This is a genomic window from Halalkalibacter wakoensis JCM 9140 (genome assembly GCF_000513095.1).
GTDB classification, from domain to species: Bacteria; Bacillota; Bacilli; order Bacillales; family Bacillaceae_D; genus Halalkalibacter; species Halalkalibacter wakoensis.
The window spans coordinates 1-22,173 of record NZ_BAUT01000051.1; the positions used below are offsets into that span (position 1 = coordinate 1).

16 protein-coding genes are annotated in these 22,173 nt (G+C 41.8%); 11 read left to right on the top strand and 5 right to left on the bottom strand.

All coding sequences use genetic code 11. The features are described from left to right. The 5 genes from JCM9140_RS15960 to JCM9140_RS22705 all read left to right on the top strand — a co-directional run. Positions 1 to 1,251, top strand: a 1,251-nt coding sequence (locus JCM9140_RS15960) for an S-layer homology domain-containing protein (RefSeq protein WP_034748721.1), incomplete at its 5' end; no start/stop codon positions are given. Positions 1,252 to 1,408: 157 nt separating this feature from the next. After that, on the top strand, positions 1,409 to 2,161 hold the full coding sequence (locus JCM9140_RS15965; protein WP_034748724.1) for a YveK family protein: 753 nt from the start codon (positions 1,409 to 1,411) through the stop codon (positions 2,159 to 2,161). Beyond that, positions 2,136 to 2,846 carry a CpsD/CapB family tyrosine-protein kinase gene (locus JCM9140_RS15970; protein ID WP_034748727.1) on the top strand — a complete coding sequence of 237 codons (711 nt, stop codon included), beginning with the start codon at positions 2,136 to 2,138 and terminating at the stop codon, positions 2,844 to 2,846. Before JCM9140_RS15965 ends, JCM9140_RS15970 begins: the two co-directional genes overlap by 26 nt. 178 nt (positions 2,847 to 3,024) lie before the next feature. Next, positions 3,025 to 5,487 (top strand): S-layer homology domain-containing protein, encoded by a 2,463-nt coding sequence (locus JCM9140_RS15975; protein WP_081727728.1) that lies wholly within the window; start codon positions 3,025 to 3,027, stop codon positions 5,485 to 5,487. Positions 5,488 to 5,840: 353 nt separating this feature from the next. Then, positions 5,841 to 8,627: a carboxypeptidase regulatory-like domain-containing protein gene (locus tag JCM9140_RS22705; RefSeq protein ID WP_052002319.1), complete on the top strand. Its 2,787-nt coding sequence runs from the start codon at positions 5,841 to 5,843 to the stop codon at positions 8,625 to 8,627. 126 nt (positions 8,628 to 8,753) lie between these two features. Here JCM9140_RS22705 and JCM9140_RS15985 read toward each other — a convergent pair whose 3' ends face one another. Together JCM9140_RS15985 and secA2 are read right to left on the bottom strand one after the other, a co-directional pair. Then, positions 8,754 to 9,620: an SLAP domain-containing protein gene (locus JCM9140_RS15985; protein WP_034748732.1), complete on the bottom strand. Its 867-nt coding sequence runs from the start codon at positions 9,618 to 9,620 to the stop codon at positions 8,754 to 8,756. 13 nt (positions 9,621 to 9,633) lie between these two features. Then, positions 9,634 to 11,988, bottom strand: a complete 2,355-nt coding sequence (secA2, locus tag JCM9140_RS15990; RefSeq protein WP_034748735.1) for an accessory Sec system translocase SecA2 — start codon at positions 11,986 to 11,988, stop codon at positions 9,634 to 9,636. Between the two features lie 276 nt (positions 11,989 to 12,264). Between secA2 and JCM9140_RS15995 the strand changes: the two genes are divergently transcribed. The 3 genes from JCM9140_RS15995 to JCM9140_RS16005 all read left to right on the top strand — a co-directional run bounded on the left by JCM9140_RS15995 (position 12,265) and on the right by JCM9140_RS16005 (position 17,343). Next, positions 12,265 to 12,693, top strand: a complete 429-nt coding sequence (locus JCM9140_RS15995; RefSeq protein WP_034748738.1) for a S8 family serine peptidase — start codon at positions 12,265 to 12,267, stop codon at positions 12,691 to 12,693. 5 nt (positions 12,694 to 12,698) lie between these two features. Then, entirely contained in the window at positions 12,699 to 15,773 is a 3,075-nt protein-coding gene (locus JCM9140_RS16000) for a S8 family serine peptidase (protein WP_081727729.1), read from the top strand. Between the two features lie 127 nt (positions 15,774 to 15,900). After that, positions 15,901 to 17,343, top strand: a complete 1,443-nt coding sequence (locus tag JCM9140_RS16005; RefSeq protein ID WP_034748743.1) for an S-layer homology domain-containing protein — start codon at positions 15,901 to 15,903, stop codon at positions 17,341 to 17,343. Positions 17,344 to 17,454: 111 nt separating this feature from the next. On the opposite strand, the gene JCM9140_RS16010 is transcribed toward JCM9140_RS16005, so the two are convergent. The 3 genes from JCM9140_RS16010 to JCM9140_RS16015 all read right to left on the bottom strand — a co-directional run bounded on the left by JCM9140_RS16010 (position 17,455) and on the right by JCM9140_RS16015 (position 19,148). Beyond that, positions 17,455 to 17,925, bottom strand: coding sequence for an S-layer homology domain-containing protein (locus JCM9140_RS16010; RefSeq protein WP_052002320.1), 471 nt, complete (start codon positions 17,923 to 17,925; stop codon positions 17,455 to 17,457). Next, entirely contained in the window at positions 17,891 to 18,133 is a 243-nt protein-coding gene (locus JCM9140_RS23890) for a hypothetical protein (protein WP_156314900.1), read from the bottom strand. The genes JCM9140_RS16010 and JCM9140_RS23890 overlap by 35 nt, the downstream gene beginning before the upstream one ends. A 184-nt stretch (positions 18,134 to 18,317) precedes the next feature. Further along, on the bottom strand, positions 18,318 to 19,148 hold the full coding sequence (locus JCM9140_RS16015; protein WP_034748745.1) for a tetratricopeptide repeat protein: 831 nt from the start codon (positions 19,146 to 19,148) through the stop codon (positions 18,318 to 18,320). A 244-nt stretch (positions 19,149 to 19,392) separates the two neighbouring features. On the opposite strand from JCM9140_RS16015, the gene JCM9140_RS16020 reads away from it, so the two are divergent. The 3 genes from JCM9140_RS16020 to galU all read left to right on the top strand — a co-directional run bounded on the left by JCM9140_RS16020 (position 19,393) and on the right by galU (position 22,168). After that, positions 19,393 to 19,806: an S-layer homology domain-containing protein gene (locus tag JCM9140_RS16020; protein ID WP_034748747.1), complete on the top strand. Its 414-nt coding sequence runs from the start codon at positions 19,393 to 19,395 to the stop codon at positions 19,804 to 19,806. After that, the gene (locus JCM9140_RS24185; RefSeq protein WP_369384438.1) at positions 19,734 to 21,008 is read left to right on the top strand and encodes an N-acetylmuramoyl-L-alanine amidase; all 1,275 of its coding nucleotides are present in this window, start codon (positions 19,734 to 19,736) and stop codon (positions 21,006 to 21,008) included. Before JCM9140_RS16020 ends, JCM9140_RS24185 begins: the two co-directional genes overlap by 73 nt. A 272-nt stretch (positions 21,009 to 21,280) precedes the next feature. Further along, the gene (gene galU / locus JCM9140_RS16030; protein WP_034748751.1) at positions 21,281 to 22,168 is read left to right on the top strand and encodes a UTP--glucose-1-phosphate uridylyltransferase GalU; all 888 of its coding nucleotides are present in this window, start codon (positions 21,281 to 21,283) and stop codon (positions 22,166 to 22,168) included. Positions 22,169 to 22,173 lie beyond the last annotated feature (5 nt).

The window sequence follows — 22,173 nt, forward strand, 5'->3', positions numbered from 1 at the left end:
GGAAGCACTGGTGATGGTGGCGACACCGTTGAAGCACCAGAAGATGCGACAACCGTTGAACGCGAAGGCGATAAAGCTGTAACAAAAGTCGATGGTGAAAAAATCGCTGATTTCGTACAAGCCAACCCAGAGGCTGACCGTCTTAACTTCACTCTTGAGCGTGAGGCAGGAGAAGTAGCAGAACTTCGTCTTCCGAAACAAGCAATAGATGCATTAAGCAGTGCGAACAATAAAAACCTTGTTGTGGATGTTGTTTCGGAAGATGGAAGCATCAGTATTCCTGTTTCCGAACTTTCTAATGAAAAGATTCGTGCGGCTCTTGGGTTAACAGCGAGTTCTACTGATGACTTTGAGGTATCCATAACAATTGCTGTTGTATCAGGTAGCCAAGCGACTTCGATTAAGAATTCATTGGAAAGTCGAGTGAGTGGAGCAAGCGTGAAGTCAGACGTGGTAGACTTTACGATGTCTGTACGTTCTGGTGAGCGTGAAGCGAAATTAACTCGTTTTGATAGCTATATTTTCCGTTCCATTCCAGTTGCTGGCGTAACGAATCCGCAATTTGCAATTGCTTATAACGTGGATGCCACTCCAGTTATCGTTCCAACACAGGGCGGGACAGAAAGTGTTCGTTTTGCATCTCGTATGTTAAGTAAATACGTAGTTGCTGAGCGTACACCACTTCCGTTCACGGATTTACGTGCGGACTTCTGGGCAAAACCAGAGATCGACCGTTTATCTGTTCGTAACGTGTTCCAAGGACGTTCCGATGGTCGAGTTGCACCAGGGGAATCTGTAACACGTGTTCAACTTTCTGTGTTATTAAGTCGTTCACTTGCGATGATTTCTGATAGCGAATATAAAAAACAATTTAGTGATGTTACTGGCGATGAGTGGTTTATGGATGAGTTTCTTCCAATTGTAGAAACAGGGATTGTTCAAGGACGTCGTGATGGTTCATTTGCTCCAAATGCACCTGTTACTCGTCAACAAGCTGCTGCCATGATCTCACGTGCGATGGATCAAATTGGCTTTGATGATTCAAAATTAGGAACGGCGAATGCAGAAAATACGTACTCTGATTTTGATCGCATTGATGATTATGCAAAAGAGGATGTTGAGCGTTTACTTCAAGCAGGCATTATGGAAGGCCGTAACGATGGAACATTCGGTCCAAAAGAGCCTATGACTCGTGCTCAAATGGCAAGAGTGATTGATTCTTTACTTAAATTCCAAGGGTTCATGAACTAAATTGATAGGAAGGATAGGGAACCATATTCGGTTCCCTATTTTTCTAAGTAGAAAGCATGATGTTGGAGTAATTTACCTAAGAATTTTGTCGCATTCTCTTTTATTTTTGTGGTAATCTTAGAATTAGCAGTGGAAAAGGTGTGGAGGAAATGATTTTATGGAAGAAACGATAAGCCTTAAAGAAATTTTTAGTACATTAAAAAAACGAATCGTTATGATCATGGTGATTTCGTTGGCGGCTGTGGGAATAAGTGGATTGATCAGTTATTTTTCTTTAACTCCAATCTATCAATCTTCCACACAAATACTCGTCAGTCAGCAAGCCGCAGGAGCTAGTTCTGCACTCCAAGCAGTTGGATTTGATGTCGATTCCAAGTATATCCAAACGTATAATGTTATTATGAAAAGTCCTTATATTTTAGATGAAGTAATTGGCGAATTAGGCCTTGAGCGTTCTCATGGTCAATTGAATAGTCAAATAAATGTTTCACAAGAAGGTCAATCTCAAGTCGTGACCATTCGAGTAGAAGACCCAGATCCATCTTTGGCAGTAGACATTGCCAATACGACAGCGGCTGTTTTCCAACGGGAAATTTCAAATCTATTACGAATTGATAATGTGGTTGTGTTAGCGCCTGCTGAACTACATCCCAATCCAACTCCAGTCAGTCCCAATCCGGAACTGAACATGGCGATTGCCTTTGTTGTTGGTTTAATGGCTTCGGTTGGTCTTGCGTTTTTACTTGAATTTTTAGATCAAACCATTCGTACAGAGCAGGATATTGAACAGCACCTAGGTCTGCCTGTTATTGGGGCAATTGCTCAAATGGATGAGGGAGATACGGTCAAATCAATTCGGTCAAAAAGAGTAGGAAGTGACAGCAATGATAAGACGAAATCGGCAAGTTAAAAAAAGTGAGAGAGCAAATCATCGTAATATTGTCAGTCATGTTGATCCGAAATCTCCTATCGCTGAGCAATATCGTACTCTGCGTACCAATATTCAATATTCATCAAGCGAAGTGCAGATGAAAAGTATTCTTGTGACGTCTGCGAGCCCAGGGGAGGGAAAATCGACAACTATCGCCAATTTAGCCGTTGTTCTTTCTCAACAAGGGAAGCGTGTGCTACTCGTTGATGCAGATATGCGGAAGCCGACGGTTCATTACACATTTCGAGTTGACAACCTAGTTGGATTAACGAATTTATTAACGGGACAGGAAAAAATAGAGGGAGTCATTCAGGCAACTCGGGTTTCTAATTTATCGGTTATCCCTTGTGGCCCGATTCCACCGAACCCGTCAGAACTGCTTGGTTCTAATCGAATGCAGCAAGTATTAGATGAGTTACTAACAGAGTTTGATTATGTATTATTTGATGCGCCCCCGGTTTTGGCCGTGGCGGATCCAATTGTGCTTGCAAATCTTTGTGATGGCTCAGTCTTGGTTGTGAGCAGTGGGAAAACGGATCGGGACGGCGCTTTAAAAGCGAAAGAGCAATTAGATCAATCAAAAGCGAAATTGCTTGGCGCTGTCTTGAATGAGAAGCCAAGAAGCACTGATCAATATTACTATTATTATGGTGGAAGTAAATAAAGAAAAAAGTTGTCTCTCACCCGTTTGTGGTGGAGACAACTTTCTTTTTTAAAAAGAACGATAGGCTGTTCTAATCAACCTAAGTCTTACCGCAAGACTTATTTATAGGATGGACTGATTGGAAGGAAAGTAAACATCGAATGATCGATAAAAGATTCGCTTTAAATGTTTAGAGGCGATGGCTAAATGGAATGAGTTCTCGAACAATGGCAGAGATCGTCCTCTGTGGCAATCGTTATCACTCTATTTATCTATTCGTGCTGAATTAAAGACTATTATCATATTGACTTCCTCTAGCAATTCACCTATTCTACAAGTAGATATGAGTATGGTAGAATATCATGTTTTGAGGAGAGAGAGAATGAAGAAAATGAGTAGACGCGCTGCTGCAATATGGTCATTGGTTTTACTGCTGTCGACACAGTGGCTATTTGGTAGTCCTGCTACGGTAGAGGCTTCTAGTACGGTTGTTTCCTCGTACAAAGTGTCTCCTGGAGTGGATTATCGGCAAGAGCGTGTAAGAATAAATGGTAGCAATCAAAAGACAAATGTCTTGGATGTTAATCTGGAAAATTCCTTTACGAAGCTTGCTGTGAATACACCAATCCCGTTTAGTCAAACGAAGACGACAAGTCAGCAAGCGCGTGAGCGAACCGTCGATGGCCACCGCGTTGTTGGTGCGGTCAATGCGACGTTTTTTGATATGAGTGACCCGAACCGCCTTCCTTTTAGTATTATTTCAGAGAATGATAGGGTTGTAAATTATGGTACCGTATCGAGCGGTCGCGATCACTATCGTAGTGAGCCGATTGCATTTGGAGTCAGAAGCAATGGAAAAGCAACGGTAGATCACTATGATATTCGCTCAAGTGTTTCGTATAACGGTCATTCCTTACCAATTACCAATATGAATTATATTCGTAGCAATAATGATTTGTTGTTATTTACACCGATGATGACAAACGGTCGGACTGGGACGAATGAATTTGGAGTCGAAGTGATCGTTCGTGGTGCATCAAAAGATATGAAAAATCTACAGTTTGGTGACCGGGTAACAGGTACGGTTGAACGGGTAAGAGGATACGGAGATAGTGGGAATGCTCAAATTCCGGAGGATGGCTTTGTTCTATCGGGCCATGGTAGACAAAATATTGATCTATTAACGAGCATGAAGCCTGGAGACACGGTAGAGGTCTCGGTTGACATTGATGATAAGTGGAAAGGTGCTCAGTTTATGCTTGGCAGCGGTCCACAGCTTGTTCGAAATGGACAAGTGCATATAACGATGAACGAATCAAATTGGAGAGCAAGTCAACGTGTCGCAAGGACGGCTGTGGCTGTGGATCGTACGGGAACCAAGGTCCAAATGATAACAGTGGAGAAGATGACTTTACGTGAATTTGCCGAATATCTTGTCTCGCTTGGAGTCGACCGCGCCTTAAACCTTGATGGCGGGGGATCAACGACGATGGTCGCGCGTCAGCATGGGCAAACGTATGCTACTTTAGCCAATGTTCCGTCAGCTGGCTCAGAACGCCGTGTGTCAGCGACGTTACAAGCGATTAGTACAGCACCTGCATCGGCTCCAGCGAGACTGCGGATGGATTCGATTCAAGCACCGGTTGCTGTCGGATCTACGGTTGAACTGAAATCGCATTTCGCGATGGACGAATACTACAACACCGTTCCGTATCGTGAGAGCGATCTAACGTTTACTGTCACAAATGGCGTCGGGGAAGTGAATGGGAAAACATTCCGAGCAACATCAGCAGGAGAAGGGCGAATTCAAGCTCGAATTAATGGACAAAGTGTGGGAAGCATTGAGGTTAAAGTCGTTAATTCGTTTGATCGATTAGCGATTACCCCGTCAAAGCTTACGATTGGCACAGGAGAACAGCACCGTTTTACAGCCGATGCCATTCGAACTAATGGGACCAATCCAATCTTTGATTCTTCGTTAGTAAATTGGAGAGTCGAAGGAGGAATTGGAACGATTACGCCAAACGGACGTTTTACAGCTGGGAATGAGAAGGGAACAGGAGCGATCGTCGCAACATATGGCAATATGGAGACACGCGTTCCGGTAACGGTCCTATCAACGAATCAGTTCAGAGATGTCCCGAATGACCACTGGGCATATGATTCTTTATTGTTCTTGAAAGATCGCGGAATCTTACGTGGATATGCCGATGGCACGGTTAAGCCAGGGCAGCCTTTGACACGTTCTCAATCTGCATCCATGCTCGTTCGTGAATTTGACTTACAGGCGAATGAGTTCCAATCACCGAATTTTAAAGATGTTCCGAGTGGTTTTCATGCTTATCATGATATTCGTGCGATTTCAGGTGTCGGATTCATGACAGGAAGAAGTGATAGTACCTTTGATCCAAATGGGTATTTAACGCGTGGGCAAATGGCTACGATTCTCGTTCGTGCTTACGGGTTAGAAGCTCCTCTTCCAGAAAAGCCGACATTTACAGATGTTGAAGTAGACCACTGGGCGTACGAAGCGATTGAAACACTTGCCTACCATGGAATTGCGAGTGGGTATCAAGATGGACGATTTGGACCGAGCGACTCGGTGTCACGTGCGCACTTCTCTGTCTTCTTAGATCGATCGATTACAAAGTTGGTTAAATAAAAAGAAAATAGACCTTCAGCCTGGTATGAGAACCGACTCATACTAGGCTTTTATTTTTTTGTTTGACCGAAGATGAAAGGAAGCAAAGAAACAACACGTTTGGGAATCGATGACCATAGTAGCACGAGATAGCCTAAGAAAGAAGCGGAAATTCAATGAACAAGAGATTAGCTAGTACTGAAAGTATCGTAATAGCATCTTCCCTTTGCCCCCCTCTATTTCCATTAATTTGGCATTGAGAGATTCCGAGCTTCGCGGTATTCTAGGTTTTGTAATAACAACGACATCAGCTACTAGATGTTGTGGGTGTCGATACAATCATATATTTAATCATTCAGGGGGAATTTATTCATATGTCTTATCAACCACGTTCTTATCGTAAATTTTTAGCAACTTCTGTAACAGCTGCAGCTGTTGTGGCAACAAGTGTTGCAGCTACACCGGCCAATGTTTCTGCTAACGTTATGTTTTCTGATGTAGCGGCAGATTATTTTGCTGCTGATGAAATCAATGCATTAGTTGAAAAGGAAATTATTTCAGGTTACCCAGATGGTACGTTCAAACCAGGTCAATCGATCAACCGTGGACAAGCTGCTTCCATTCTTGTTAAAGCGGCTGGATTAGAAGTTCCATCTGCCATTGATGCAGCGCCATTCAGTGACGTATCATCTGTTAATAATTTCGCACCTGTTCTTACAGTGATGAAGGATGCTGGATTTATCGGTGGTTATCCAGACGGGACATACCGTGCTGGAAATAACATTACACGTGAGCAAATGGCTTCGATCTTAGTGAACACATTTGGTCTTGAAGATACAGGCGAGAAGGTGACAATTACAGACCTTGAATCAGCACACGCAAGTCACCAAGACAACATTATCAAGCTTGCTCAAGCAGGTATTACCAATGTTGAGCAATTCCGTCCAAAAGAATCAGTCACTCGTGCACAGTTTGCAACATTTGTCTATCGCGCATTAGAATTACAGGTTGAAACGGATGAGCAAATCGTGGAATCAGCAGCAACTGCTATAACAGGATTCGTACGCAATGGTGACACTGGGATCGAAGGCGTGACAGTAACTGTTGGTGGCAAGTCGGTTGTTACAGATAAAGAAGGTTTCTATCAAGTAGCAGGCCTTGCTGCTGGGGAGCAAGACGTGACATTCAGCAAAACGGGTTATCAGCCTAAAACGAAGAAAGCTACGTTAATTGAAGATGAGGCTGTATCATTATTTGTTTCAGAGCTTACTCAATTAAATCAAGAAGAAATTACTGTAAAAGCGAATGTGGTTGATGCTGTAACAGGTGCTTCTGTAACAACAGCAGATGTAGTTGTGTCTAAGTTTAATCAGTCAACTGAAGAATTTGAAGAGCTTAACCTTGGTGAGGACTTCTCATTTGAAAATGGAGAAATTTCAATTACGAATACGGAAAAAGCCGTAAACTTTGGCGACAAGCTACGTCTTCAAGTATCTCGTGACTATGCTTCAAACAGTAAAAATGCTCTTCATCCATCCGAGTTAATTGATTTCACACTACATGCGGATGCAGCTTCAAACATTCTTTCAGGAATTGAAATGTCAAAAGTAGAAGCAATGACTCTTTCTGGAGTATTGAAGGATGCAAATGATGTTGTATTAGCAGATGCAGATGTGGAAATTCACAATGAAGACGGAGAGTTTGAAACAGTCAAGACGAATGCTTCTGGTGAATACAGCTTTGATGACATCACTGTACCATCTGGTTCGTATTCAATTAAAGTCGATAGTGCAGATAATGCCCTATACCTTGGTCAAGTAACGATTACAGAAGGTCAAGATGCAACGCATGATGTGAACCTTGTTCAAGCAAATGAGTTAGCATTTACAGTACAAGCACAAGGTGTCAATGAAGTGCTACGTACAGAAGGATTACAAGCTGAACTAGTGCAAAATGGTGCCGTTATTTCTACTAGTGTGATTAATGGAAGCAAGTTTGCATTCGACCGCATTCCTGCTGGTGACTATACGGTACGTGTAACAGGTGATTATGTTCTTCCAGCTAGCTTTGCGGTAACGGTAAACGATCAAGAAGCACCTAATACAGCTGGTGATCGTTTAACAACGGCTGGTGTGGTTGAAGTGACGGCTGAAGAAGGTGCAACGGTAAGACTTCTTCAAGACGGTGAAGTGAAAGCTGAAACAAGAGAGCGTAATGATAGCGATGCTTACACATTTACAAGTGTAGCTGCGGGTGATTACCAAGTACAAGTAAGCAAATCAGGGAAAGTAACAAAAACCGTTGATGTAGCTGTGACTAAAAACAACTCTAGCGACAAAGACGTAGAACTTGTTGATGTAGAAGATTCTGCAAATGTATCTGGTGTCGTTCGTGCAGAAGGAACGCTAGCTCAAGCAACAGCTGGTTCTGTCTCGTACTATGCAGTTTCAGTTGAAGACAAGGAAGTTGGAGAGCTTGTTGAAACAACGACGATCCAAGGAAACGGTCAATATGAGACGGTAAACGTAGCTCCTGGTGTATACCAAGTAGTTGTTCGTGCAGATGGCTTTGAAACGAAAGTAGCTTCTTTAACAGTAGCGGCTGGTGATAACATCCAAAACCGTAACTATGAAGTAACTACAGGTGGAAATGCATCTCTTGCTTTATCATTTGTTGATGAAAATGGTGATGAAGTAGAAGTAGCAGCAGAGGATGTTTTATTTGCAGATTCGTATGCTGGTGTGAAAACAGCAGCTGAGTCTGAAACGGTATCATTTGCTAATCTTTCTGCTGGCACGTACAGTCTTGAAGTAGCTAAACAAGATGGTAAGCAAGCTTACAGCACAAGTGTAACGATTGCAAAAGGTGAGGAAAAAGAATTTGAAGTCGTTCTTCTTGATGAAGTCGAAGAGCGTACATCATCTGTTAATATGCTTGTACTGAATGAAAACAATGCAAATGCAACAGGATTCGTCGCTGCATTTGATACAGAAGGCAAACTGGTACAAGTCGTTAGCTTAACAAATGGAACAGCTGCCCTTAACTTAGGTAACGGTTCTTACGATGTTCGCATTTTCGTAGATGGTTATAAAGTTGTGAAAAACGAAGTCGTGGTTGATAAGAAAGACGTAACAATTCCAGTTATCCAACTTAAAAAGTAATAGATTATTGTAAAAAAGTTCGAGTCATCAAGTAGACTCGAGCTTTTTTTCTTTGTTTTTCGTCCGAATCAATAAAGAGTCACTTAAAAAGGCGTTTGTACCTTTTTCAAGTGACTAGGTTGTTTCTTATGTTCGAACTTCTACCTTAGAACCATCTTGTTTAAATGGAAGAAGAACGGTTACTAATTTGCTTGTATGGGGCGGGATTTCTAAAGCAAGGTCATAGGAAATCTGCTCAAGTACGGTTTGATGCTTTCCTCGTAACTCAAATGGCACATTTTTTAGACGGAGCGTTTGAGAGTGATTGTTTTGAATGAGCAAGGTTGTTTTGGTTAGCTTTGTTTTTAATCGTGTTGTAGAAATCACTTGGATGGCAACGCGCCCTTCTGGAGGAGCTGGTTTAGCTAATGCTTGTTTTACGATCTCGGCTTGTTCCTCGGCTGTATACGTTGCGTTCCAATCACCCTTTATAGAAAGGAAGTGATACTCTCTTTTTTGAGTTAAGTCAAAAGCCAATGTCCAGTCAATGATTGACTCAGGTCTTTCTGTCAGTTGATCCCGTTCAAAGACAAAGGTCCACGGACGCGCCTGTCTAGCAGGTATATGGCCAAGAGCTGTTAAATCAAAAGCTCCTGTTGCGATCAGTTGTGCTTTAGTAAAGAAAGCCATCTGAACCTTTGCGAACCTCACCGACTCATCAAGTCCGTTACGAATGAGTGCCGTCACTTCTAAGCTGCCACTGTTTGTCAAAAAAGCAGAGACCCCGCTAATAGCGAGCTCTCCTTTTTTAAGTGGTGGTGATTCAAGCAAAGCGAACGATAACGCGTATTGATCTTCCTTTGAGAAGGTTTGATCAGTTGCTATTGATAAAGGTGTTTCCACTGTCTCTGTAGAAGTCAGCTCATGCTCTTTGGCTCCGATCAACGTTTCCAACGTTAGCGTCGATTGATCTGGGTGTTGTTTCTTTCTAGCTTCTTCCCAAAAAGAAGTCATCAGTCGCCTCCTTTTACGCTTCAAGGTATGGTTTGATGTTTTTCGCTAAGTGAATACAAACGTCTCGTTCAACCGTTTGATACATATTTGTAAATAATGCATAACTTTCACGGTTGTAAATACGCATCGGATCTTCTTGACTATACCCACGAAGCCCGATTCCTTCTTTTAAGCGATCCATCTCATCAATATGTTGAAGCCAATGAATATCAAGTGTCATTAACAATATTTGTTTTGCTTTCATTTGGACGTTTTGGTTATCCGTTAGCGTTTGTATTTGTTCAACATATTGATTTACCTGTTCGCGTACATAACTTTGTACTTCACTCTTATCTTCCATCTTTTCTGTCACATTTATGTCTGTTTGAGGAAATAATTGATTTAATTGACGATTGATGGCGGTTAGATCCCACTCATCAACGAGTAATTCATCTGTACAATAATGATCGATGATGTTCTCACTCGCAGAAGCAATCATTGGTGTAATGAGTGCTAACAGGTCCTCTTCCAGTAAAGCTTTGTCACGTAAACCGTAAACAACGTTTCGTTGCTCGTTAATAATATCATCAAGTTTTAATGTATATTCTCGTGTAGCATAGTTGTTATGTTCACAATTTCGTTGAATGCGGTTAATGTATTTTTCTAAATCTGAAAAATGAACGAGGCCATTCTCATCAAACGATAATTTTCCCTTCATTTTCTCAAGTTCATGCTCGCCAAATCGCAAGATAATATCATCTTCAAGGGAGATAAATAGTCTAGATTCCCCAGGGTCTCCTTGACGACCGGAACGTCCGCGTAACTGATTGTCAATCCGTCTGCTTTCATGGCGCTCGGTTCCGATCACATATAATCCACCTAGCTCCGCAACACCTTCCCCAAGCTCAATGTCGGTCCCGCGGCCTGCCATATTTGTTGCAATGGTAATTTGACTTTTTTGTCCCGCTTTCGAGATGAGATCAACTTCCCGTTCGACGCTTTTTGCATTCAGCAGCTCGTAATTAAGAGACTCTTTATCTAAGTACTCGGCCATTGTTTCCGATTGAATAATGGATGTCGTTCCAATTAAAACGGGCTGTCCCTTTTTATGACGTTCGATCACTTCTTTTGTCACGGCTTTATATTTATCATCCTTTGTTTTAAAAACAAAATCAGGTTGATCGACGCGAATACGCGGTTTGTTCGTTGGGACTTGGATAACATGCATTCCATAGAGCATTTGGAATTCTTTTTCTTCAGTTTTGGCTGTACCTGTCATGCCACAAAGAGTTGGATACATTCGGAAGTAGTTTTGGATCGTCACAAGTGCTTGTGTCTTATTCTCTTCCGTTATTTCCACTCCTTCTTTTGCTTCAAGTGCTTGGTGAAGTCCATCACTGAACGAACGGCCTTCCATTACACGTCCTGTGAACATATCAACTAATTGAACTTCGCCATCTTTAATAATATAATCAACATCACGGCTAAACATCACATGAGCACGAACTGCTTGTAAAACGAAGTGGAACAACGTTTGGTGCTCTAAATCGTACAAGTTATCGATCCCAAACGCACGCTCAACCTTTGTGATGGCCTCATCTGTTAAACTAACAGACTTCATAACAGGGTCGTACATATAGTCTGTTTCTTCTTTTAAACCACGAGCAAATTTGGCACATATGTTATACAAGCTTGGGTTAACTTGCGTTTTTCCGGCTATGATGAGCGGAGTTTTTGCTTCGTCAATAAGGACACTATCAATTTCATCGATAATAGCAAAATGAAATGGGCGTTGCGAGCGCTGACTGTAATCGTAAAGCATGTTATCACGCAAATAATCAAAGCCGAATTCATTTCCAATTCCGTACGTTATATCGGCTAAGTAGGCCGCTTGCTTTTGATCAGGGGTCAGGTTCGGGATATTTAATCCAACGGAAAGTCCTAGAAACTCATGAACCTTTCCTATTAAATTACGGTCGCGCTCTGCTAAATATTCATTAACGGTAATAACGTGAACACCTTTACCTTCTAATGCTCTTAGGTAACTTGGCAAAGAGGCGACTAGGGTTTTTCCTTCTCCAGTCGGCATTTCAGCGATATCGCCTTCAGAAAGAACAAGGCCACCAATAAGCTGAGAATCATAGTGGCGTAATCCGAGTACTCGTTTTGATGCTTCACGAACGACAGCAAAGGCTTCAGCTTTTATGTCATCTACGGTTTGACCAGCTTCTAATAGGTCTTTAAAGGAGGTGGTCTTTGCTTGTAGCTCTCCATCAGATAAAGAAGAAAGACTAGCCTCATACGAGTTAATTTGATCAACAATTTGTCTATACTTTTTAATTTTTCGCTCTTGTCCGTCTCCTATTAACTTTTTCATTGTCGATAACATATTTCAAAAACTCCTCTATTCAAAAGTTATATAATCGTTTTTTTTTAGATACGTATTAATTAGTTTTTCAATAAATAATTATAACATGTATAACAATTAAAGTAGATGCCAAATTCAAGCAAACATCGACAACGTGTCGAAAGGTTTCTAGGAAAAAACCGAAATCGAGTCTAATTCGTACTGCGAATAAGTGGTAATTTTGTTATACTGTATCCATATCTTTACAATCATGGTCTTTTTTTTATTGCTTGTCAGTTGAGAAGGAGGAATTACTAAATGAATGTATGTAAACGGTTCGTCGTGGTCCCGCTATTGACGGCTGCCTTGCTTGCCCCTGCATTTGCACCAGCGGCAGCGGCCAGTCCAACGATTGCGACTCCAGGTGCTTCTAAGGATTACGCGCACGTATATGAAAGTCTTGGTCTAGAAATACCAGAGGAAGTGGAAGCATCCAAACAAAAAGAGGACGAGCTATCCTTTAGCCAAGATACATTTGTGGTGGAGCTAAGTCGTTCTTTATCACAATCCGATCACCGTCGCTTAGGAGGGACAGTGAAAAGAAGTGTAGCGGGATTGGGATATGAAGTGATTGAAGTTCGAGGCCGTTCACTAGAAGATGTGATGGCGGCGTATGCTGCGGACTCTCGTGTCAAATCGGTGGCTCCAAGTGCATCATTCGAAAATTTGGACAAGACCCTAAAGTAGATGAGATGTATCATCTGAATCTATTAGAGGTTGAAAAGGCTCATAGTTTAGCAGGGGACAACCAAGTGAAAGTAGCGATTATTGATGAAGGGGTTGATTATGATCATCCGGAATTGAAAGGGAAAGTGGTTAGTGATTTCAACGTTCAAGAGCCGATGCGCCGTGCGCTAAAAGGGAGTCACGGTACTCATGTTGCAGGAATTGTTGCAGCGGAAAAAGGAAACGGTCTGGGGGGCTATGGGCTACATCCAGAAGCCGATATTGTTTCCATTGATGTGTTCAATGGTGGATATGGCACGTCCGACTATGCAATTGCAGAAGGCATCATGATTGCAGTCGATGAAGAGGTAGATGTGATTAATATGAGTCTTGGTGGCGCGTCAACTCCAATTATGCAAAAAGCAGTGGAAAAAGCCATTGACGCTGGAGTTACCATTGTTGCAGCTGCTGGGAATAGCGCATCAGATTATGCTTCATATCCAGCTGGATATGAAGGAGTGATTAGTGTTGGATCGACCGATCGTCATGATGATCTGTCCTACTTTTCAAATTACGGTTCATCGATTGATGTAACAGCACCAGGGAGCAAGGTCTATAGTTCGGATTATCTCCCTTATAAAGGATCGTCATTTAGTTCTTATGATGGAACGTCTATGGCATCACCAGTCGTCGCTGGAGTCGCTTCATTGTTATTATCAAAACACCCTGATTTAACACCGCTTGAAGTCATGTATGTCCTGCAACAATCAGCGAAAGACCTTGGAGAGACTGGTTTTGATACGACGTTTGGTTATGGACGAGTCGATCCGGTTGCTGCTTTACAATTTGATATTGAGCAAATCCCGACTGCGGTGCGTGAGACGTTAGCTCAAGCTGAGCGAGCACAGCCAATTACGTTGACAGAACAAGATTTTGAAACGTCTGGAACCATCACATTTCCTGGGGAAACGCACTATTGGATCACAGACGTTCAAGCAGGTGAAAAAATTCAGCTGATGCTTGAAGGGACAAGTCCGTATGACTATAAAGCAGAACTGGAATTTTACCTTGATGGAGAGGTAGAAGCAGAAAACACGATTACGGTAAACGATGTTGGATCTGGAGAGATAGAAGGATATTTATTCGAAGCTGAACAAGATGGAAAGGTCGTTGTTTCCGTAAAAGATGCGTATAACAAGTATCATGAAAACGGGGAATCATCTTATACGTTAACTCTAGCTAAATATGAAACCTTTTTGGAAGATAACAATACAATAGAGACCCCGGTCCACGTTGAATCACTTCCATTCTCAACGAACCAAAGCGGTCTGGGATCGTTTTATTTAGCTGGCGATGAAGGCGACCAAGATTACTACCGTTTCACGGTTGAGGAACCGAAAGTTGTGGAAATTTCCTTATCAAGCATTCCAGGATTGAATCCAACGATTCATGCTTATTTCGCAGAAGAGTTTGATCGTGAGTTAACAGAGGACATGCTAGAAGGTTTGCCGCAGGAGATCATTGATGAAATGATGGACCAAGAGCCTTGGCCATTTGCATCAGCGAACCGAAATGGAATTGCTCAAGGAGAAACATTGACGTTTGAAGCGATGCCTGGACAGGAATATGTAATTGAAGCAACAAGTGTCGATAACTATATGACCTTTTATTATGATCCATTTATGATGTTGATGTACGACGATGTTTCCGAACGAGCAACATCTTCACACATCCCTTATGAGCTCACGATTCGTGGAGAAGTGCTACCAGCGGATGAGGACGATTTCCCAATGGCCCTTCAAGATGATGCTCCTCTGATGATGGACGAAGAGGAAATGGAAGAGCTTCCGATTGCAAACTATTTAAAGAAAAAGCAACAATTTGAGCAAATGTTTGAGCTATATGTTGGCGGCGGTATGTATTATTTTGAAGGAGAATTAGCGGACTTATTAGAGCTAGCGCGACCATATACGGTTGGGGAGAGCATAACAGGTTATTTCCAATACGATTATGATATTGATCTTCTGAAAGTAGAGCCGACTGTTGATGGAATTTACCATTTTGATTGGAATGAAACAGAAACGTTACAGCCATTTGTTGAAGTGTATAAAGTAGTGGAAGAGGACGGAGAAGAATATTTATCCTTTGTAGCTGATTCATACGGATTTAGTTACTATGGAATGGATTTAAGTACAGGGTTACAAGTAGGACTTGAAGGAGATGAAACATATGTCTTTATGTTATCAAGCTTTTACTTTCAGCCATCACTAGACCAATATGAAATAACATCGGACATCTTAATTGAAAATCCTGGTGATGCGTATGAAAAGAACAATACACCAGATACAGCGAAAGACTTACCAGATTACTCGTTTACAGCCAACTTTGCCTTGAATCGTGATGTTGACATGTTTTATATGGAGGCCAAACAAGATGGAGTCTATGGATTTCATGTCGAAGTGCTCCATGGCAAACAGCACGAGCAACGTGGCGTACCATCTGAGTTGTATACGACGATTGATCCAATGGTGATGATCGTTGAAGATGTGAAAGGAGATCGTGAGCTTGCCCCAGACAGTCCTGCCTACTTATTTGATCGTGGCTGGGATAATGAAGATGAACATGGCTCCTTCAAAGTAAAAGAGGGACGTGGTTATTTCATCATTATTGAAAACTGGTTTAACACACCTTCGTTAACACCTTATCGTGTTACAGTTGCCCCTGCTCATGAAGCAAAAGAGAAGCCGGTAGGAACGATTCCAGAGCTTGCCAAACCAGTAAGACAGGTTGGAAGCAACAAATGGCAAGCCGTTGATTTCTTAGCAGCGGGTCTAAAAGATGGGGATGTTCATTATTATTCCTTTGACCTTGACGAGAAATCAGATATCCAAATCACGCTTGATGTCCCATTTGATCTAGATGGTGAGCTAACCCTTTATGACAAAGACGGCCATATGCTTTTACAATCGAAGCAATATGGACAAGGGGATGCAGAAGTACTGCAAACTACGTTAGAAAAAGGACAATATTTCATTGGAGTCAAAGATATTGAAGGCAATCCTAGTATTCGCCCATACGAATTGACAGTTGATCAATTCTAGCAGTCTGATACAATAAGAAGAGTAGAGTAAGAGGGGTTTGCTCCAAATAAGATCGTAACAAAAGAGGAAGAGCTTTTGTTCGTCTCATAGGAGCAGCCCTTTTATTTGATAGAAAGGGGAGAGGACGATGGGAAAAAAAGCAATCGGAGTCAGTTTGCTTGTATTCACTTTACTATGTTTCGTTTTCCCTGGAGCGACAGCAGCTGAAAATGGAACCATTGCAGAGAGGAAAGCCTTGCTTTCTGAGTTAGCAATTCAGTATGATGTGCCACCAGAGATTGTGCTGGCGATTGCCTATCAAGAAACGCAGATGCGTCAATTTGATGAAAACGGTGATCCGATTTTAAATGCTGATGGAGACGGTGGCATTGGCATAATGCAAGTGACGATGAGTCCAAGCGAATTGGAGCAAAAAGGAATTGATGAACAGCGATTGAAAGACGATATCGCTTATAATATTGAAGTTGGGATTATGCAACTTCTTGAGAAAAAAGCGTGGGAAGGCCGCTTGTTGCCTTCGTTTCAACAAGTGACATCTCCAGCAATTTTAGAAGGCTGGTATTTTCCTGTCCTAGCATACAACGGATTAGAGCAACGAAATGATCCGAACCGTTCAAATCGAACGTATCAAGATCAAATTTTTGCTACGATTGAATCACGCGCCCTGTTACGCACGAACCCACCTTCTTCATTTGAAGTGACATACAACGAAGGTGGCAACATTATGCGTTTTCTAGAAGAGCAACGGAATCTATCAATCTTAAAGAAGCAACGAACGGAAAGTAGACAAATGTTTCAAGAGGGAGAGATTGTCTTCACCTTTCATCCAGAACATGAAGCGATGAATCTTCGCTCTGAACCGAATACCTCTTCTTCTTTTGAAAAAGTCACGCATGCACACCCATTTACAGTCGTAAGTGGACCTTATTATGACAACAATTTGAACAATTTGTTTGCCTTTTATGAAATAAAGTCTCTTGATGGAACGCAAACGGGCTATCTCGCATCCTCTTATTTACATCCGGGTGAGATTAGTATTTTCCCGGATATTCAAGTGACAAATACGGAAATGAGAAGCGCTGTTGCGATGCTTGAAGCTCGAGGGTCCTTAAGTGGCTATCCTGATGGTACATTTGGGACGAACATCCCTTTGCAAAGGCGACATGCGGCGAAAATACTAGTAGAGGAATTAGAGTTATCGTTGCCAGCAGGCTTTGAGTCAAAGGCAACGGATCATGAAGACAATACGTACATGCTTATTGCGGAAGCTCATGGCATTTTAACGCCATATTCCGATGGGACAATACGCCCGCGTGATTCTTTCCGACGCTCGCAAATGGCTTTGGTGCTTACTCGTCTATTCGGTGAGGATTTCACTGAGCCGACACGAGAGGTGTCATTTACAGACATCGACTCTTCTTTCAGCGGATTTGAAGCGATCAACCGACTTGCTTATAATGGTATAACAAAAGTCGAAGGTGATGCTTTTAGACCGAATGAATCCGTACGCCGTGGGCAATTCGCCGTCTTTTTAGCGCGGGTGGATGAGCGAGTAGCGAATAACGAATAGAAGCAGATAGAAGACGACTCGGTCTCTTACAACTTGTAAGAGGCCGAGTTTTTTGGGGAATTTCCGAACACGATAAAAAAAGACGGCATCGCCGGGAGCCGTCTTTTTTTATCATTTAGATGAATACACCTTAAATCGATCATCTAAGCTTCGTGCGACAAATAAAGAGAATTGTGCACGAGTCGTTTCTTCATTTGGGCGGAAAGCTTGGTTTACTTGAGTCGTGACTCCGTTTGCCGCTAACGTATTAACGTCGTGATAAGCCCAAAAGTCACGATCGATATCGGTAAAAGAAGCAAAGCTTGTTGGACCTGCATAATCAAATGCACGAGTAAGCATAGAAGCCATTTGTGCTCTTGTCACATGGGCATTTGGTTGTAACTTTCCATTGGTACCGGTCATAATCCCTGCTTTTTCTAATGCTTTAAAGGAATCAATGGCCCAGTGTGAATCTAAAACATCGGTTGCTTGCAGGCGGTATTGGTTTGCTGTTAGGTTCAATGTTTCACTTAAAATTTTGGCTGCTTGAGCACGAGTTAATGGTGCATCAGGTTCGAATAAGCTCTGTTGAACCCGAAACAATCCCTCTCTCACTTAAAAAACGAATAGCTGCTTTGGCAAAGTGTTGCTCTGATACATCAGCATACAGTGGCTCGTAACTATCGACTTCAACAGAAACGGGTTCAAGCTCACTACCTATTTCTTCCTCTGAAGCAAAGGCTGATGGACTTATAAACAACAAAGCAGAAAAAGCAAGACTAGTAAAAGCAAAGCGCTGCATCTTGTTCATGATCTGATATCCTCCCGAAAACAAATTTCTAAAAATTGACTGTACATCCATCTTAAAGAAGATTAGTAGAATTGTAAACAAATTGGTAGAAAAAAGAAAAAAGAACGAAACATGGAGAAGGGATTGAGTCCCTTTTTCCATGTTTCGTTCGTTTAGCTCTTCTTTGCTATAGTTTTGGATTGCCTTATTCATTCTCCTCGTCGTTAAAGAAGCTAGCATAGAACCCGAACGAATCTGTTCCGTAGCGAGCGAGGAAATCCCGTGTAGGGGAATAGGCTCTGTCTAAATAAGCAGCAGCTTCTTCATGTTCGCCAAGGAGGTCGAGAACATAACTGATCTGGTAAAACAACAAAGAATCGTCTGAATCGAACCCTCTTAATGTAAGTAAACGCTCAAGGCTTTCTTCGTATTGCTCGTCGATTAAATAAGCTTGTGCGAGAGTTTGCAGCGTACGTTTATGAACCTCTTCTTCGTTTTCAAGCAATTCTTTTTCTAGAGAAAAAATAAGGTCTAATCCTTGCTCGTAGTTCTCTTCTGAATAGAGAAGCAACGTAGCATATTGGACGGTCGCTTGTTGATCATCTGGGTTGACTTCGTATTGAACGCGTGCGGAATGGATTGCATCGACTAGAAGCTGTGCCGAGGGATTAGAAACATGTTCCACATGGGCTAGCAGAGCATCATAATAGCGATTCATATACAAAGCCGCTTGTTTTTCATCATGATCGAGTAAGTGGCGCATGTAAATAATGACCTCATTAAAACGACCTGCATCTATTTCATCTTCCATAATCGTGTTAATGTTATCGATGGATAATTCCTCAAGTCGAAACTTGTTTGCTAGTAGTTGAACCATTTCTTCATCATATATAAATTCAGGATCTGTATAAGCGTAGGTTTCGGTATCAATTCGGTTTTCTTCAGCTAATTTTCGTTCCATTTGGGCCGTTGAACAGCCTGTTGATAGTAGTAGTAGCGTAGATGTAATTCCGATAATTTTAAAAAAGTTTTTCATGTTCCCCCACCTTCATTGTTAATACCATGTTTAGTGTAGCCGATTTAATCGAAAAAAGAAAGAGAGGAAGCAAATTGCAAAGCACCTCAATGATGTTATCACTAGTCAAATTTCGACCAAAACTAAGCTGAAATGACTATTTTTGATAAAATGCAAACAAAACATAGTCTCGACAAATTATCCATGATATTCTATAGAAAACAAAGAAAATAGTTTAGTAGTTTTTTAGGAGGAGGCATTAAGGGTGATAACAAGGAAAGTCTTTTTAGTAATAATGGCCGTGCTTCTCTGTATTCCATCGCTCATAGGTGGTCAACCTCCCGCTTATGCAGATGAATTTGAGTATAACGATGTGGCGAAAGGGTCATATGCTTATAATGAAATTCATTATTTATACGAAAAGCGAATTCAAACTGGCGATGCAAGTGGGAACTTCCGTCCAAATGAGTCCCTAACGAGGGCACAGGCGGCTGTTATTATGACGAATGCATTAGGAATTGGAGGATCAGTAAGCGGTCAAACATTCTCAGATGTGAGACTGATCATTGGGCATATAGTGCGATTGAACGGGCGGCTCGCGCAGGAATCTTCCGAGGTAATAATGGGCGCTTTAGTCCAAGTGATCCCATTAGCAAAGCGCATGTTGCTATCATTTTAACACGGGCTTTTAACTTAACCGGTACACAGACAAGTCATTTTAGTGATGTATCTGCTGATTTTTATGCAGTGAGAGAAATTTCTGCCTTAGAACGAAATGGGATTGTTGAACGTGCAAGCCGTTTTCAGCCTAATCAGTCCGCAACAAGAGCTCAGTTCGCAGCTTATGTGGCAAGGTCGTTTGAACCATCTTTCCGATTAGATGTAACGGAACAAAGTGTTCTTTATCAAGGGAAAGTAGCGAATACGAGCACACCTTTAAATGTCCGCTCACAGCCGAATATGGATGGAGACGTGCTAGCTAGGTTAACTGTTGGTACAACGGTTGACATTTTGGGGGAAGTTGGCAATTGGTTTGAGATTAAACATGGTAACGGTGTAGCATATGTACATAAAAACTACATCCAAAAAATAGGAAGTAGTACGTCTCCTTCTGACGATCGAAAAGTGATGGAAGAGGGACGAGTTATTGCCAATTCTCTTAATGTTCGTCAAGGTCCAAGTGCAAGTACCGAGACGATTGGTCGCTTAAGCTTCGGTACGATTGTTGATATTTATGATTATAGTGGAAACTGGGCGTTAATTAAATTTAATGGCCAGTGGGCATACACTCACAAGGATTATTTGGTCACTCGCAAGCCTGGTGAAGGGAGCGGTTTAGGCAATCTTGTTATTGCGATTGATCCGGGTCATGGCGGGAAAGATCCTGGTGCAGTCGGAAATGGACTTCGTGAAAAAGATGTTGTCCTAGGTGCAGGTTTGGAATTAAACAAAAGGCTAAAAGACTTGGGAGCTAGTACGGTTATGACACGTAATAACGATACGTTCCTTGAATTAAGTCAAAGAGCCAAAATAGCCAATGACGCCAAAGCCGATCTTTTTATAAGTATCCATGCAAATGCCGCTGCGTCGGCATCAGCGACAGGAACAGAAACGTATTGGAATAACTCACATTCAAGCGAGGAAAGCAAAGCATTGGCCGAAGCAATTAACAAACGGTTAGTAGAAGATCTGGGGATGCGTGATCGAGGAGCAAAACAAGCCAATTTTGTCGTCATTCGTGAAACGAAAATGCCAAGTGTTCTCATTGAATTAGGGTTTATTACAAATAGTAGGGACGCAGCAGTAATGAAGCGGTCAGACTTCAATGAAGTCGTCGCGAAAGCAGTTATAAAAGGAATTGAAGATTTTTATAATTGGTAATAAATAGACTCATATGATCAATTGGATTGTTATGGGGGAAGAGCTGTGCGTACATGGCTAATCAGTGTCATACTAGGTACAAGGTGAAAGCGCTCGGGTGAACAACCGAGCGCTTTTGTTTGTTTTGGATGTGTCTTGTTTCGCATCTGCTGTAAGAGCGAACAGTCCAGGCATCAGGCTAAAAAATCAACTTTCTTTGATTATCCAATGCAAGAGTTGTGTCGATTATTGTATAATGAAGAAGTTAAACATTTTATTAGGAGGCGTTCCTGTTGAAAGTAAAAAAAGCCATCATTCCGGCGGCAGGTCTTGGAACTAGATTCCTTCCTGCAACGAAGGCACAACCAAAGGAAATGTTACCAATTGTTGATAAACCAACAATCCAATATATTGTTGAAGAAGCTGTTGAGTCGGGGATTGAAGATATTTTAATTATTACAGGTCGTGGCAAGCGTGCGATTGAAGATCATTTTGATAAAATGGTTGAGTTAGAGGATGAATTAAAGAGAAAAGGGAAAGATGTTCTCCTAAGATCTGTTCAACAAAGTACGGACTTATTAGACATTCACTATATCCGTCAAAAAGTGCCAGCAGGTCTTGGACATGCTGTTTATTGTGCGCGTAAATTTATTGGAGATGAGCCGTTTGCGGTGCTATTAGGTGATGATATTGTGAAAAGTGAGAACAATCCTTGCTTAAAGCAGATGATGGAGTTGTACGAAACGCATGAAAGTCCAATCATCGGTGTGCAGGAAGTACCACTTGAGGACGTTGAACGTTACGGAATTGTTGATTGTGAGCAGGAAGGCGAAGGGATTCATAAAGTCAACCGCCTTGTTGAAAAACCGAAGCAAAGTGAAGCACCCTCTCAAATTGCGATTATGGGTCGATATATTTTAACACCTGATATTTTTGAGATTCTTGAAAAGACTTCACCAGGAAAAGGGGCAGAAATTCAACTTACCGATGCGCTACAAACATTAAGTGAGCAACGTGACGTGTTAGCATATGAATTTCAAGGGACGCGCTATGACGTTGGCGAGAAGATGGGTTTTATTAAAACAACGATCGAATTTGCCCTTGAACGTGATGATTTGAAAGACGAGATGGAGCAGTACTTAGATGAGCTCCACTTGAGACGCCAAACGAAAAATAAGTAAAGGAC

Excerpts from the sequence above, each read along its gene's own strand:
- JCM9140_RS23890 (WP_156314900.1), bottom strand. The coding sequence starts at position 18,133 with ATGAACAAGATGCAGCGCTTTGCTTTTACTAGTCTTGCTTTTTCTGCT.
- secA2 (WP_034748735.1), bottom strand. The coding sequence starts at position 11,988 with ATGTTATCGACAATGAAAAAGTTAATAGGAGACGGACAAGAGCGAAAA.
- JCM9140_RS16000 (WP_081727729.1), top strand. The coding sequence starts at position 12,699 with ATGTATCATCTGAATCTATTAGAGGTTGAAAAGGCTCATAGTTTAGCA.
- JCM9140_RS15985 (WP_034748732.1), bottom strand. The coding sequence starts at position 9,620 with ATGACTTCTTTTTGGGAAGAAGCTAGAAAGAAACAACACCCAGATCAA.
- JCM9140_RS16005 (WP_034748743.1), top strand. The coding sequence starts at position 15,901 with ATGGGAAAAAAAGCAATCGGAGTCAGTTTGCTTGTATTCACTTTACTA.
- JCM9140_RS15995 (WP_034748738.1), top strand. The coding sequence starts at position 12,265 with ATGAATGTATGTAAACGGTTCGTCGTGGTCCCGCTATTGACGGCTGCC.
- JCM9140_RS15975 (WP_081727728.1), top strand. The coding sequence starts at position 3,025 with ATGGCTAAATGGAATGAGTTCTCGAACAATGGCAGAGATCGTCCTCTG.
- JCM9140_RS15965 (WP_034748724.1), top strand. The coding sequence starts at position 1,409 with ATGGAAGAAACGATAAGCCTTAAAGAAATTTTTAGTACATTAAAAAAA.
- JCM9140_RS15970 (WP_034748727.1), top strand. The coding sequence starts at position 2,136 with ATGATAAGACGAAATCGGCAAGTTAAAAAAAGTGAGAGAGCAAATCAT.
- JCM9140_RS22705 (WP_052002319.1), top strand. The coding sequence starts at position 5,841 with ATGTCTTATCAACCACGTTCTTATCGTAAATTTTTAGCAACTTCTGTA.
- JCM9140_RS16015 (WP_034748745.1), bottom strand. The coding sequence starts at position 19,148 with ATGAAAAACTTTTTTAAAATTATCGGAATTACATCTACGCTACTACTA.